This window comes from Virgibacillus carmonensis, from assembly GCF_057836705.1.
The window spans coordinates 13,693-29,177 of record NZ_JBYQFJ010000023.1 but is presented as its reverse complement, the minus strand read 5'-3'; the positions used below and the strand labels follow the sequence as shown (position 1 = coordinate 29,177).

At 36.7% G+C, this 15,485-nt stretch carries 12 protein-coding genes; all 12 read left to right on the top strand.

The features are described 5' to 3' along the window. Positions 1–16 precede the first annotated feature (16 nt). The 12 genes from pgsA to miaA all read left to right on the top strand — a co-directional run bounded on the left by pgsA (position 17) and on the right by miaA (position 15,462). Complete coding sequence (gene pgsA / locus AC3G7N_RS15635; protein ID WP_489423092.1) at positions 17–595, top strand: CDP-diacylglycerol--glycerol-3-phosphate 3-phosphatidyltransferase; 579 nt, start codon at positions 17–19, stop codon at positions 593–595. Next, positions 595–1,839 (top strand): competence/damage-inducible protein A, encoded by a 1,245-nt coding sequence (locus tag AC3G7N_RS15630; protein ID WP_489423114.1) that lies wholly within the window; start codon positions 595–597, stop codon positions 1,837–1,839. The genes pgsA and AC3G7N_RS15630 overlap by 1 nt, the downstream gene beginning before the upstream one ends. A gap of 175 nt (positions 1,840–2,014) precedes the next feature. After that, positions 2,015–3,058, top strand: a complete 1,044-nt coding sequence (gene recA, locus AC3G7N_RS15625; RefSeq protein WP_489423091.1) for a recombinase RecA — start codon at positions 2,015–2,017, stop codon at positions 3,056–3,058. Positions 3,059–3,341: 283 nt separating this feature from the next. Further along, positions 3,342–4,919: a ribonuclease Y gene (rny, locus tag AC3G7N_RS15620; protein ID WP_489423090.1), complete on the top strand. Its 1,578-nt coding sequence runs from the start codon at positions 3,342–3,344 to the stop codon at positions 4,917–4,919. A 194-nt stretch (positions 4,920–5,113) separates the two neighbouring features. After that, positions 5,114–5,911: a TIGR00282 family metallophosphoesterase gene (locus AC3G7N_RS15615; protein WP_489423089.1), complete on the top strand. Its 798-nt coding sequence runs from the start codon at positions 5,114–5,116 to the stop codon at positions 5,909–5,911. Between the two features lie 106 nt (positions 5,912–6,017). Then, entirely contained in the window at positions 6,018–6,278 is a 261-nt protein-coding gene (locus AC3G7N_RS15610) for a stage V sporulation protein S (protein WP_089532513.1), read from the top strand. A gap of 439 nt (positions 6,279–6,717) precedes the next feature. Further along, positions 6,718–8,286, top strand: a complete 1,569-nt coding sequence (gene miaB, locus AC3G7N_RS15605) for a tRNA (N6-isopentenyl adenosine(37)-C2)-methylthiotransferase MiaB (RefSeq protein WP_489423088.1) — start codon at positions 6,718–6,720, stop codon at positions 8,284–8,286. 1 nt (position 8,287) lies between these two features. Further along, the gene (locus AC3G7N_RS15600) at positions 8,288–8,716 is read left to right on the top strand and encodes a YlbF/YmcA family competence regulator (protein ID WP_489423087.1); all 429 of its coding nucleotides are present in this window, start codon (positions 8,288–8,290) and stop codon (positions 8,714–8,716) included. Between the two features lie 181 nt (positions 8,717–8,897). Next, complete coding sequence (locus tag AC3G7N_RS15595; protein WP_489423086.1) at positions 8,898–9,467, top strand: outer spore coat protein CotE; 570 nt, start codon at positions 8,898–8,900, stop codon at positions 9,465–9,467. A gap of 647 nt (positions 9,468–10,114) precedes the next feature. Further along, positions 10,115–12,691: a DNA mismatch repair protein MutS gene (mutS, locus tag AC3G7N_RS15590; RefSeq protein WP_489423085.1), complete on the top strand. Its 2,577-nt coding sequence runs from the start codon at positions 10,115–10,117 to the stop codon at positions 12,689–12,691. A gap of 19 nt (positions 12,692–12,710) precedes the next feature. Beyond that, the gene (mutL, locus tag AC3G7N_RS15585; RefSeq protein WP_489423113.1) at positions 12,711–14,516 is read left to right on the top strand and encodes a DNA mismatch repair endonuclease MutL; all 1,806 of its coding nucleotides are present in this window, start codon (positions 12,711–12,713) and stop codon (positions 14,514–14,516) included. Between the two features lie 13 nt (positions 14,517–14,529). Next, entirely contained in the window at positions 14,530–15,462 is a 933-nt protein-coding gene (miaA, locus tag AC3G7N_RS15580; protein WP_489423084.1) for a tRNA (adenosine(37)-N6)-dimethylallyltransferase MiaA, read from the top strand. Positions 15,463–15,485 lie beyond the last annotated feature (23 nt).

Here is a 15,485-nt window from a genome sequence, read left to right as displayed (position 1 = left end):
AATAGGAGGAAAAACAATGAACATACCTAATAAGATTACACTATCCCGAATATTTTTAATTCCCATTTTCATCATATTATTATCCGTTCCTTTTGACTGGGGCGAGATAAATATTGGTGAAGCGGTGTTACCTATATCACATTTGGTAGCAGGATTATTATTTATCATAGCTTCAACAACTGATTGGGTAGATGGATATTATGCGCGTAAGTATAATCTTGTAACAAATTTAGGGAAGTTTTTAGACCCACTTGCAGATAAACTTCTTGTCTCCGCCGCCTTAATATTGCTTGTAGAACTGGGTCTGGCACCGGCTTGGGTTGTAATAGTAATTATAAGTAGGGAATTTGCTGTAACAGGATTACGTTTAGTTGCAGCTGGAGAAGGTGTAGTCCTAGCAGCTAGCCAAATGGGTAAATTAAAAACATGGATTCAAATAGTGTCTATTTCAGCATTACTTCTTCACAATTTCCCATTTTCTTATATAGGCTTTCGCTTTGACATTGTTAGCCTTTACGCGGCATTAATTATTACTGTATATTCTGGTTATGATTATTTTGTTAAAAACTGGAACGTGATGAGGGATTCGAAGTGATGAAACAAATAAATGCAGAAATTGTTGCTGTAGGTACAGAACTTCTACTAGGTCAAATTGCAAATACAAATGCACAGTGGATTTCGCAAAAACTTGCATTACATGGGGTGAACGTGCTTTTTCATAGTGTAGTAGGTGATAATCTAAAAAGAGTACATGATCAATTTAATCAAGCGGCTAATCGTTCGGATGTCATTGTGGTTACTGGCGGTTTAGGTCCTACAGATGATGATCTAACCAGGGAAGCGTTTCAACTTTTATCTGGTTTAACAATGAATGAACACAAGCTTTCAATGGATAAGATCTCTGCATATTTTGACAAACAACTGCTAGCCATGACACCAAATAATAAAAAACAGGCTCGAGTATTTGAAGATGCATTTGTACTCGAAAATAAAGTTGGAATGGCACCGGGCATGATTATCAATCGAAATGATAAAGTGTGGGTTTTTCTCCCTGGTGTTCCAAAAGAAATGAAGCAACTATTTTCAGATGAAGTATTACCTTATATCCAAAATTTATCTGAAGAATCTACTATTATAGCGTCTAGAATGCTCCAGTTTATTGGTATAGGCGAAGCTCAATTAGAGTATGAACTAAAAGATATCATAGCTGCACAAACTAACCCGACGATTGCACCACTTGCTCAAACAGAAGGGGTTGCTATTCGTTTGACAGCAAAAGCTAACACAAAAGAACAAGCAAAACAATTAATAACAGATACACAGCAAATAATTGCAAATAGAGTTGGATCTCATTTATATGGGATTGATGATGAAACCATTGATCAACGTGTTTTTCAATTATTAAAGGAACAGAGTAAAACGGTTGCCGCTGCAGAAAGTTTAACAGGCGGATTGTTTACTAATAGATTGATAGGTGTAGAAGGTGCATCAGCTGTATGTCCTGGTGGGATTGTTTGTTATGATACAAAAGTTAAAGAAAAGCTCTTGCAAGTTCCAACACGTATTACAAAAGATATTGGTGTGATTAGTGAGGAATGCGCAGATTCCTTAGCAACTAATATACGCATTGTTTTAGGATCATCTATAGGAATTAGTTTTACTGGTGTTGCTGGCCCAAGTAGTGTAGAAGGTCATCCAGTAGGAACTGTATATATAGGGATAGTTGATGACATGGGTAAAAAACAAATAGAAAAATTTGTTTTTCATGGTGACCGTCAGTCGATCAGAAAAAAAGCAGTCTGGAAAGGCTATGAACTTTTGTTTAATTTCTTAAAATAGTATGTTAGTTATTGGTTTATAGTAAAAATTGTATTTTAGCTATTCCTTATATGGCTAAATCTGAATTACTTAGAAATAAACAATGAAAAAATGGGAACATTTATTCGATTTTAGCCTTGGCAAATAAAATAAAACCATGTATGATAGATATAGTTAGTTAAAGGAGGTTGTCTCGTTGAGCGATAAAAAACAAGCATTAGATATGGCGTTAAGAAATATAGAGAAACAATTTGGTAAAGGTTCTATTATGAAATTAGGTGAAACAGCTGAACAAAGGATTGCAACTATTCCAAGTGGGTCGTTAGCTTTGGATGTAGCATTAGGAATTGGTGGGTATCCACGTGGACGTGTTGTGGAAATATATGGTCCAGAATCCTCTGGTAAAACAACAGTAGCTTTACACGCAATTGCTGAGGCACAAGGCAAGGGTGGCCAGGCAGCGTTTATTGATGCTGAGCATGCCCTTGATCCAAGCTATGCAAGAGCACTAGGGGTTGATATCGATGAATTGCTTTTATCACAACCAGACACAGGAGAACAAGCACTAGAGATCGCGGAAGCGCTCGTTCGAAGTGGTGCAGTGGATATTGTTGTTATAGACTCGGTTGCGGCATTAGTTCCTAAGGCAGAAATAGAGGGAGATATGGGAGATGCGCATGTTGGTTTACAAGCACGTCTCATGTCTCAAGCTTTAAGAAAACTTTCAGGTGCTATCAACAAATCAAGAACTACTGCTGTTTTTATTAACCAAATCAGGGAAAAGGTCGGCATTATGTTTGGTAACCCAGAAACAACTCCTGGTGGACGTGCACTTAAATTTTATTCTTCTGTCCGACTCGAAGTACGTCGTGCAGAGACATTAAAACAAGGTAACGATATACTTGGTAATAAAGCCCGAATTAAAGTAGTTAAAAACAAAGTTGCTCCACCATTTAAAGTCGCTGAAGTTGATATTATGTATGGCGAAGGGATTTCAAGAGAAGGCGAACTCATTGATATCGGCTCAGACTTAGATATCGTTCAAAAGAGCGGCTCATGGTATTCCTATAATGAGGAGCGTCTTGGCCAAGGGCGGGAAAACGCAAAACAATTCTTAAAAGAGAATGAAAATGTAATGGCAGAGATAAAAGAAAAGATTCGTAATCATTATAAATTAGATGCCACACCAGAAGACGATGTTGAAGAAGTAGAAGGAAAAGAAACTTCAACAAACGCTTAATTATGTAATATATCTAGTAAATTCTCATTCTGTAACCATTGGAATGAGGATTTACTTTTTCTTTTATTTTATATTACTCTAGTAGGTTTTGGACAGTTACCATGGCTGTTATTCTCTCTCTCGATAAAACTATATTTTTTAATTCTTACGATTCCTTGACAATGGTAATGTTGACAATTAAAATTAGAATGTATAATTATTTTAATTGCATTATACAAATATTGATATTTTTAGTTAAAATTTGGTACATGCCGACAATAATGAATTGTACAACTTTATAGCAATGGGAGGTGAAACCGTGGACATTATTACAATAATCATCTCCGCTTTGCTTGCCCTAATCGTCGGTATTGTTGTTGGTTATCTGATTCGTAAATCTATAGCTGAAGCTAAAATTTCAAGTGCAGAAAAATTAGCAAAGCAAATAGTTGATGAAGCACATCGAAATGCAGATGCTTCGAAAAAAGAAGCACTTCTTGAGGCGAAAGATGAAAATCACAAACTTCGCCAGCAAACAGAACAAGATTTGCGTGAACGACGAAACGAATCACAAAAACAAGAAACTCGTCTAATGCAAAAAGAAGAAAATCTGGACAGAAAAAGTGAAACGCTTGATAAGCGTGAGCTCTTGTTAGAGAAGAAAGAAAACTCACTAACAGAAAAACAACAACAAATTGAAGAAATGGAAAGCAAAGTGGAAGCTATGATACAAATGCAGCAAACGGAGCTTGAACGCATTTCAGGATATACAACGGACCAAGCTAAGCAGATTATCTTAGAACGCATCGAACAAGAGGTAACACACGAATCAGCACTAATGATAAAAGAAGCTGAAAACCGTGCAAAAGAAGAGGCAGATAAAAAAGCAAAAAGCATTCTTTCTTTGGCGTTACAGCGTTGTGCAGCAGATCATGTAGCAGAAACTACTGTATCTGTGGTTAACCTTCCGAATGATGAAATGAAAGGGCGGATAATTGGACGTGAAGGTCGTAATATACGTACATTAGAAACCTTAACTGGTATTGATTTAATTATTGATGATACACCAGAGGCAGTAATTTTATCAGGTTTTGATCCAATCAGAAGAGAAACTGCTCGTATGGCATTAGAAAAACTTGTGCAAGATGGTCGTATTCACCCAGCTCGAATCGAAGAAATGGTTGATAAGGCTCGTCGTGAAGTTGATGAATATATACGAGAAATTGGGGAAGAAACAACGTTCGAAATCGGAGTACATGGCCTCCATCCAGACCTTGTCAAAATACTCGGACGTTTGAAGTATCGCACTAGCTATGGACAAAATGTATTGAAGCATTCTACAGAAGTTGCTTATCTATCTGGATTGCTTGCTGCAGAGTTAGGTGAAGATGAAAAGTTAGCGCGTAGAGCAGGACTTCTTCATGATATTGGTAAAGCGATTGATCATGAAGTCGAAGGAAGCCACGTGGAAATTGGAAAAGAACTTGGCATAAAGTACAAAGAACATGAGGTTGTTATTAACGCAATTGCTTCCCATCATGGCGACGAAGAAGCTACTTCAGTTATTTCTGTTTTAGTGGCAGCAGCAGATGCACTATCAGCTGCACGTCCAGGTGCAAGAAGTGAAACACTCGAAAATTACATCAAACGATTAGAAAAACTTGAAGAAATTTCTGAGTCATTTACAGGTGTTGAGAAATCATTCGCAATTCAAGCTGGTCGGGAAATTCGAATCATTGTTAAACCAGATGAGATAAATGATCTTGATTCAGTTCGAGTTGCTAGAGATATTCGAAAACGAATTGAAAATGAGCTTGACTATCCTGGCCATATTAAAGTAACTGTTATCAGAGAAACAAGAACAGTAGAGTATGCGAAATAAAAGCGGACATAGTTCCGCTTTTATTTTTTTCTGCATAAGTGCAATTAAGGCATTCACCCAAAGGCTTGGCGAATGCCAAGTTTTCTAAACTTTAAATAGCTGTTATGAAACACTATTCTTATATAATACGTTTAAACTTTAGCCATTATTATTTGGCAAATAATTTTTCTAAAGAGATAGGATGGATACATATAATGAAAATATTATTTATCGGTGACGTGGTAGGTTCTCCGGGGCGAGATACAGTAAAGCAGTATTTACCAAAACTAAAGGAAAAGTATCGTCCTAATATGACGATTATAAATGGTGAAAATGCTGCGGCAGGTAAAGGAATTACTGAAAAAATTTATAAAGAATTTTTAGAACTTGGAGCACAGGTTGTGACAATGGGTAACCATACTTGGGATAAAAAAGAGGTTTTTGAATTTATCGACGATGCAAAATACATGATTCGCCCAGCAAATTTTCCTGAGGGGACACCTGGTAATGGACTTGTTTTCATAAATATAAACGGCAAAGAAATAGCCGTTATTAATATGCAAGGTCGCACATTTCTTCCACCGCTTGATGATCCATTCCGTAAAGTGGATGAATTAATTGAAGAGGCAAAAAAAAGAACATCTGTCATATTTCTTGATTTTCATGCAGAAGCAACAAGCGAAAAACAAGCAATGGGCTGGTATGTTGACGGGCGTGTAAGTGCTGTGGTTGGTACTCATACACACACACAAACTGCCGATGAACGAATTTTGCCACAGGGAACTGGTTACATTACCGACGTAGGAATGACTGGACCATATGACGGTATTTTGGGGGTAGAAAAAGACGCTGTAATAAATCGTTTTTTAACAAACTTACCTGTACGTTTTGAAACGGACAAAAAGGGAAGAACACAACTAAATGGATTTTTAGTCACAATAGATGAGAAAAACGGAAAAACATCACGTGTAGAGCGTATACTAATTAATGATGATCATCCTTTTTTTGGTTGACTATTTGAATGTTGAGAATCTTTAATGCATAATAGGGTAATAAGCTATCATCTCCATGAATATAGTAGTAATAGAACTACATTAGCATATAAGGGAGGTACTAGTAATGGATGTATTAAAAGTTTCAGCAAAATCAAGTCCAAATTCAGTAGCAGGCGCACTTGCAAACGTACTACGAGAACGTGGCACAGCAGAGATGCAGGCAATCGGTGCTGGTGCGATAAACCAGGCCGTAAAAGCTGTAGCAATCGCCCGAGGCTTTGTCGCACCCAGTGGGGTAGATTTAATATGTGTTCCAGCATTCACAGATATTATGATTGATAATGAAGAACGAACAGCGATTAAGCTGATAGTAGAACCGAGATAAAAGTGCGTGTTCAAAAAGTCGCTGAATTAGAAAGAGGTCGACACTAGCACGTCCTGCTTCGGAGGCATGAGGGTTTGAGAACCTTACTTACACAGAACGTGTTGACTTCTGTGTTGTCCAGGACGATGGTTTTAGTAGCAGTTCCTCTATGCACTTAATACGTGAGGACCGGAAAACCGAGTAACGAAGAAATTCGCCATTTATCATTTGATGACTTTTTGAACATCCTCTAAAATACGATGATTATATCGAAAGTGCTATACATTTAATGTGTAGTACTATTTTTTTGTCGAAAATAGTAACTTTTTCACGTGAATGATGAATTTTAGTTGCCCTAACTGGCCCCATCTATTGTTTAATTAGCATGTAGGCTTTATACTGTAATAATGAAAATCTATGCACCTATGTGTATGTTTAAATAGAGAAAGGAGCTACACACATGAACGAACAACAGCGTAAAGAAATATCCCAAATTAAGCAAAAAGATGCCGCGGACAGAAAATCCGGCCAGGACAAACCTTTGCAAGAAAAAACGAGTTCAGATTTCGCAAAATACTTTGAAACTACTTATGAACCCCCAAATCTTAATAAAGCTCGTAAGCGTGGACGGGACAAAGTAAATGTTCATTATGATTTTGGGATTCCCGAAGATATCGAAAATATCGGAGTAGGAAAAAAATTCTTAATCCGTACATATGGTTGTCAAATGAATGAACATGATACAGAGGTAATGGCTGGTATTTTAACAGAGTTAGGATATGAATCAACTAACCAAACTGAAGATGCTGATATTATTCTACTAAACACTTGCGCTATCCGTGAAAATGCTGAAAATAAAGTGTTTGGTGAGATCGGGCATTTAAAACCATTAAAATTAGAGAAACCAGACCTAATTTTAGGTGTATGTGGATGTATGTCACAAGAGGAATCAGTAGTTAATCGTATCTTGAAAAAGCACCCGCAAGTAGACCTCATTTTTGGTACGCATAATATCCATCGCTTACCTCAGTTGATTAAAGAATCATTTTTTGGTAAGGCCAAAGTTGTTGAAGTTTGGTCTAAAGAAGGGGATATCATTGAAAACCTTCCTAAAGTTCGTAAAGGTAAAATAAAGGCTTGGGTAAACATTATGTATGGTTGCGATAAGTTTTGCACGTATTGTATTGTACCAATGACTAGAGGTAAGGAACGAAGCCGCAGACCAGAAGATATCATTCAGGAAGTACGGCATTTGGCTGCACAGGGCTATCAAGAAATCACCCTATTAGGTCAAAATGTTAATGCTTATGGAAAAGACTTTGAAGATATTGCGTACGGTTTCGGGGAATTAATGGATGATATCCACAGGGTTGATATCCCCAGAGTAAGATTTACTACTTCACACCCAAGAGATTTTGATGACCATCTAATTGAAGTGTTAGCTCAAGGTGGTAACTTATTAGATCATATACATTTACCTGTTCAATCAGGTAGTAGTGATGTGTTAAAATTGATGAATCGTAAATACACCAGAGAGCAATACTTAGAATTAGTTGCAAAAATTCGTAAAGCAATACCAAACGCTACGTTAACTACTGATATTATTGTTGGTTTTCCAAACGAAACTGAAGAACAATTTGAGGAAACGATGACACTGATGGCGGAAGTAGGATTTGAGGCCGCTTATACGTACATTTATTCACCGCGAGATGGCACTCCAGCAGCGAAAAAGAAAGATAATGTACCCATGGATGTGAAGAAACAGCGCTTATATCGTTTAAATGACCTAGTTAACAAGCAATCTGCAGAATCCATGAAACGATTAGAAAATAAAGTAGTAAAAGTGCTGGTTGAGGGTGAAAGCAAAAAAGATCCAGATGTTTTGGCTGGCTACACAGAAAAAAATAAACTTGTAAACTTTAAAGGACCAGAATCTTCTATTGGAAAAATTGTGGAGGTTCATATAACGGAAGCAAAGACATGGTCATTAAATGGTATCATGGTAGAAAATACAGTTGAGGTGAATTAACATGGCTGAATATACACGTAAACAGATATTAGATGAAGCAAGAAATCTAGCCCAAATGCTCGCTAATACAGATGAGATAGATCGTTTTAAAGAAGTAGAAGCAAAAATAAATGAAAACAAAAAGGTACAAAAACTCATTACCAAAATTAAAGCTTTACAAAAGCAAGCAGTCAATTTTCAGGCATATGAAAAAAAAGAAGCATTAAAGAGAGTGGAAGAAGAAATAGATCGCCTGCAGGCAGAAATAGATGATATTCCTGTTGTTCAAGAATTTAAGGAAACACAAATCGTTGTAAACGATGTCTTGCAGCTTGTATCTGGTACAATTGCTCGTGAGGTAACAAACGACGTGATCCGTTCAACAGGCGGCGATTTATTATCGGGTGAAACTGGTTCAAAATCTAAAAACGGTTCATCATGTAGTCACTAATTGATTGTCCAGGTAGGAAATATAATATTTCTTACCTGGGCTTTTCACTTCAAAAACCCAGTCTAGGCAACCTTTTCAGGGGAATAATATTTATCTTCTTTTGTTTTCATGGTTTTGTTATGCACTTTAGGTATTTGTCTTGCATAAAATGACTATGAAAAATGAGGAGGTAAACGGAATTATGACATATCTTGATCAAGAATATAGAGAAATCATTACCAAAGCCGTTTGTGGGAAAGGGCGCAGGTTCGTTGAAGCAACACATTCTGTTTCAGCATCCCATAAACCATCTAGCATTTTAGGGTGCTGGGTAATTAACCATTTGTATCATGCCAAGAAGAAATCAAAGGACACTGTCGAGGTAAATGGGAGCTACGATATCAATATTTGGTATTCGTATAATGATAATACCAAGACAGAGGTTGTCACAGAAAGAATTACGTACTGTGACAATATTAAACTATCCGTTAAAGATGACCATTGTATTAACGATGATTATGACGTAGTAGCTAAGGTGTTACAACAACCTAATTGCCTTGAATGCAAAATAACGAACCAAGGTAACAAAATTGTAGTTGAAATAGAAAGAGAATTTTTGGTGCAAATAATAGGTGACACTAAAATTTCCGTGAAAGTAAGCCCTAGTGGATTTCATCATAAAGATGACGACGATGATTGGGATTTTGATGTTAGTAATGATGAGCTCGATGAGATCAATCCAGATTTTCTCAATGAAAAAGATAAAGATTAATACTATTACGAGAGAAATTTCTCTCGTAATTTTTTTTTGGAAGGCAGTTTTCGTATAGTTTGTTGCTCAATACCACCGAAGTTGATATAAAAATGCGACGTAACATACCGATCCGGAAATAAACTGCGAAGTGACTGCTGGTTGTTTTCCGCTGCGGACCGTTGCTTTCCGCGGGCACGGCTTCAGCCTCCTCGGGAAGACCACCGCTGCGGGGTCTTCAGACTCGTGCTGTTCCCGCAGGAGTCAACGGTTCTCCGCTCCAAACAACTGCCAAAATAGCGAAAGGAGCTATATAATACTGCTTCCAGACACCATGTTAGCGTAGTGTATTTCCGAAGCGGTATGTTATGACACAGTTTATATCTTTTGTGTCAAAAACAACAATCTTTTAGAAAATAGTCTTTTGGAAAAATCAAAGCTCATTTTCCGGTATCGTTTATGAGCCTGCTTCTAAACAGTCGCCTCCGCTTTTCTTGATCCAGCTACGGCTTCTAGCGACTAGCAAATAGTTAGTCCTGATGAATGTACGTAAAGTTCGACGTACTTTCACAGTCCTATCTATTTGTACGTCGCTAAACAGTCGCCTCCGCTTTTCTATTTATGCTATAATTGCTTGAGAATATTTTGTTGTTTTTGGAGGAATAGGCATGTCTAAATATACACCGATGATGGAGCAATACTTACGAATAAAAGCTGACTATAAGGATGCTTTTTTATTTTTCCGCCTTGGCGATTTTTATGAAATGTTTTTTGATGATGCAGTTGCTGCAGCCAGAGAACTTGAAATCACCTTAACGAAACGTGATGCAGCAAAAGATGATCCAATTCCGATGTGCGGAATACCATACCATGCTGCAGCAAATTACATAAAAAACTTAATTGAAAAAGGCTATAAAGTTGCCATTTGTGAACAGGTAGAAGATCCTAAATATGCAAAAGGTGTGGTTAAACGAGAGGTTGTTCAATTAATCACCCCAGGGACCGTAATGGAATCGAATATGTTAAGTGAGAAAGAAAATAACTATATTGCTAGTCTTTCTTATTTTAAAGATGGATCCTATGTAATTGTTTATAACGATCTCTCAACAGGTGAAAACAGAATTGCACTTGTTTCAAATGGATGGGATGCTGTAATTCATGAACTTTATAATCAACCAATCAAAGAAATTGTCATATCGTCTAAAATGCCTTCAGAACATCAGCAGCAACTCAGAGATAAATTGAACGTTACATTATCCTACCAGGACGAAATATCTTTTAATGGGGAGTATAGAAAATTAGTTGATGATATAAATGACGAACGTTTAGTTAAAGCATTTAGCCGATTGTTAAATTATGTTCAACACACACAAAAACGTTCCCTTGGCCATTTACAACCGGCCAAAATCATTGAGTTAAAACAATTTTTAAAGCTTGATATGTACTCGAAACGAAATTTAGAATTAACAGAAACAATAATAAAAAAAGGTAAGCATGGTAGTTTACTATGGGTTTTAGATCAAACAGTAACATCAATGGGCTCAAGGCTGTTGAAAAAGTGGATAGAACGTCCATTACTAAATAAGAAACAAATAGAAGAACGACTAGATATTGTAGACGCATTTTATAATGGCTTTATGGAACGTGACGCACTGAGAGAAGGACTGAAATCCGTTTATGACCTGGAACGTTTATCAGGTCGTATTGCATTTGGAAATGTAAACGGTAGGGATTTGATTCAATTAAAACAATCTCTAATGAAAATTCCAGATTTACTATCAATTCTAAATCAATTTGGTTCCAAACAGATTAATAAGATCATAAAAGAAATTCATTCTCCAAATCAATTAGTAGAGCTGTTGTCAACTAGTTTAGTTGAGAATCCCCCAGTTTCTATCAAAGATGGATCATTAATCAGGGACGGATATAATAAAATGCTGGACAAGTATCGAGATGCTTCTAAAAATGGTAAACAGTGGATTAAAGAACTGGAACTGAAAGAAAAGCAGGAAACAAAAATTAAATCATTGAAAATAGGCTATAATAGAGTTTTTGGCTACTATATAGAGGTCACTAAGGCCAATCTTCATCTCTTACCTGAAGGGAGATATGAACGAAAGCAAACATTAACAAATGCAGAACGATATGTTACACCAGAGCTAAAAGAAAAAGAACAGCTTATTTTAGAAGCGGAAGAAAAAAGTGTTGAATTGGAGTACGAACTATTTATTGCTATTCGTGACCAATTAAAAACTTATATCCCAGAATTGCAAAGGCTTGCTGAAGTAGTTAGTAAAATAGATGTTTTACAGTCATTTGCTACAGTCAGTGAAAGTAATAATTATAAGCGCCCTAGTTTTGTGAAGGATAATCTTTCTATCAAGAACGGACGACACCCTGTAGTTGAACGAGTTATGAAAAATGGCGAATTTGTACCTAATGATGTTTTTATGGATCAAGATTCTGATATTCTGTTAATTACAGGGCCAAATATGTCCGGGAAGAGCACCTATATGCGTCAACTAGCGTTAACCGTACTTATGGGGCAAATCGGATGCTTTGTACCGTGTGAGGATGCTGCGCTAACTATTTTCGATCAAATTTTCACTCGAATTGGGGCAGCTGATGATCTAGTCTCTGGCCAAAGCACTTTTATGGTGGAAATGCTTGAAGCAAATCATGCAATTTCAAATGCAACTAAAAATAGTTTAATTCTTTTAGATGAAATAGGACGTGGAACAAGCACGTATGATGGAATGGCACTCGCACAGGCCATCGTCGAATACATTCACAATCATATTCATGCCAAAACGCTTTTTTCTACCCATTATCATGAATTAACAACGCTTGAACAATCATTAACTAAGTTGAAGAATATCCATGTTCGGGCAGAAGAGTACGAAGGTAATGTTGTTTTTTTACATCAAATAAAAGAAGGGGCAGCAGATGAAAGCTATGGAATCCATGTTGCAAAGCTTGCTGAGCTCCCTGATCAATTGATCAATCGAGCATCATCGATTTTACATGATTTTGAAGCGAAGGATAAGAAGGAAGGTAACGTTAGTAAGGAGAGCGCAAATCAGTTATCCTTTTTTGCCGAAGAAGCATCACCCACTCGAACGACGGCAATCGAAAAATCGCACGAGTCCATTATTGTAGAGCTAAAAAAATTGAATTTATTTGACATGACTCCGCTTGATGCTATGAATGAGTTGAACCGTTTGCAAAAGAAGCTTAGAAAGTAGGAGTAGAAAGGATTTTTTGATGAAAATATTCCAAATGTCCGATGCGCTTGCAAATAAAATAGCGGCCGGAGAAGTTGTGGAACGACCAGCATCGGTTGTAAAGGAACTGGTGGAGAATAGTATAGATGCTAATAGTACATGGATTAAAATTGAAGTTGAAGAGGCTGGATTACAAAAGATTAAGGTTACCGATGATGGGGAAGGAATGTCTGAAACGGATTGTGCTAGATCATTTTTACCTCATGCTACTAGTAAAATTAAAAATGAAACGGATTTATTTCATGTTAAAACACTAGGTTTTCGCGGAGAAGCATTGGCAAGTATTGCAGCCGTGAGTATGCTGAAAATTAAGACTTCTGAAGGTGATCATTCAGGTACAAGTATACAACTTGAAGGCGGAAAAATAATCAACCAGTCTAAAAGTGACGCTCGCATGGGAACAGAAATTCTTGTGGAAAATTTATTTTTTAATACACCCGCTCGATTAAAGTATATGAAAACCATTCACACAGAACTTGGCCATATTACGGACTTAATAAATCGTTTAGCTTTATCACACCCCAATGTACGGTTTGAACTTACACATAATGGGAGACAATTATTTAAGACGGCTGGAACAGATGATTTGCTTCAGGTTATTTCCCAAGTTTATGGAATGAACGTTGCAAAAAAAATGGTACCTGTTGAAGAGAAAACATTAGACTTTCAAATTAATGGATACATTGCAAAACCTGAGATAACGAGATCCGCGCGAAATTATATTTCTACTATTATTAACGGAAGATTCATTAAGAGCATTCCTTTATCTCAAGCTATCACTAGGGGCTATCATACGCTGCTACCAATTGGTCGAATGCCCATTGTTGTTTTGTCGATAACCATGGATCCAATTCTAGTAGATGTAAACGTACACCCTACAAAACTTGAAGTCAGATTCAGTAAAGAAAAAGAGTTGTTCCAAATGATTGAAGAAATGATTCGGCAAACGTTTCGGCAAACATCACTGATTCCTGAGATGGAACATGCTGAGCCAAGAAAACCACAATCCTTCCAGCCTTCCATAACATTCGATGAACCAAAACAAGTGATGCATGAATCGCATTTCAGGCCAATAGGCAGTAAGGCACAACATACTGATTCCATTTCTAATAATGATGTGCAATCTGGATTCCAAGTTAATGAAAAAGAATCGCTTTCTTTTGATGAAGTAGAATCGAACACACAAACAATATCTAGACAAGATCGTGTACCAATAATGTATCCAATTGGTCAACTGCACGGTACCTATTTATTGGCGCAAAATGAAAATGGGTTATATATGATTGATCAACATGCTGCTCAAGAACGAGTGAAGTATGAATTTTTCAGGGATAAACTAGGGAAATCAGAAAATACCCTTCAAGAATTACTGTTACCAATGTCATTTGAATTCTCTAAGCAAGAATCCATTTTTATTGATCAGTATGAAGAAGAATTTAAAAAGGTTGGGTTGTTTTTTGAGGAATTTGGGAATCAAACATATATTATACGATCGCATCCTTCATGGTTCCCGACTGGCTACGAGGAAGAAGTGATACGGGAAATGGTTGATCAAATAATGGCCGATGAAAAAGTAACGATTGAATCAATTCGTGAAGAGGCGGCTATTATGATGTCCTGTAAGGGTTCGATTAAGGCTAATCATTATTTAAATGAAAAAGATATGTTTCGCTTACTCGAAGATTTACGCAAGACGACAGATCCCTTTACCTGTCCCCATGGACGTCCAATTATCGTACATTTTTCTTCCTATGAGTTAGAAAAAATGTTTAAAAGGGTTATGTAACTAGGAGGAAATGATGAAACAAAAAGTTATTGCTATTGTAGGTCCTACAGCTGTAGGTAAAACAAAATTAAGTATCAAACTTGCAAAACAGTTTAATGGTGAAATCATTAGTGGAGATTCTATGCAAGTGTATAGGGGTATGGATGTAGGAACAGCCAAAGTTAGAGAAGATGAGAAACAAGGTATTCCTCATTATATGATTGATATAAAAGACCCAAACGAGGATTTCTCGGTAGCGGATTTCCAGAGGCATGTTCAGGATTATATTAATAAAATTGAAGCTAAGAAACGTTTGCCAATCATTGTTGGAGGTAGTGGTCTTTATATTCAGTCAGCATTGTACAACTATAACTTCGCTAACGATGCAAGAGATCCGTTACGAACGACCCAGTTGGAAAATGAACTGGAAAAGTCGGGGGCTAATCATTTACATGATCGTTTAAAAGAATTTGATCCAGAACAGGCATTGAAAATACATCCTAACAACCATCGACGCCTTATTCGTGCAATTGAAATAGTTGAAACAACTGGAAAAACAATGACTGAATATCAGGAAGAACAAAAGGAGTCGCCTTATGATCCCATTTTTATTGGATTAGATATGGAAAGACGGATGTTATATAACCGGATTAATAATAGAGTTGATAAAATGATTCAGAATGGACTACTTTATGAGGTACATCAGTTGTATTCCAAGGGATTCGAAAATCATCAATCTATGAGAGGTATTGGTTATAAGGAATTCATCCCATATTTTAAAGGGGATTATTCTCTGGAAGAAGCCATTGAGTTATTAAAGCGTAATTCCAGAAGATTTGCCAAACGGCAATATACATGGTTTAAGAATAAGATGGATGTTAATTGGTATTCTGTAGAATCTGACGCAATTGATGAAAGATTTCGAACTATTTTAACAGATATAGCAGGAATGTTGAAAGAAAAGTAGAACTAAATATATATAGATAGAAA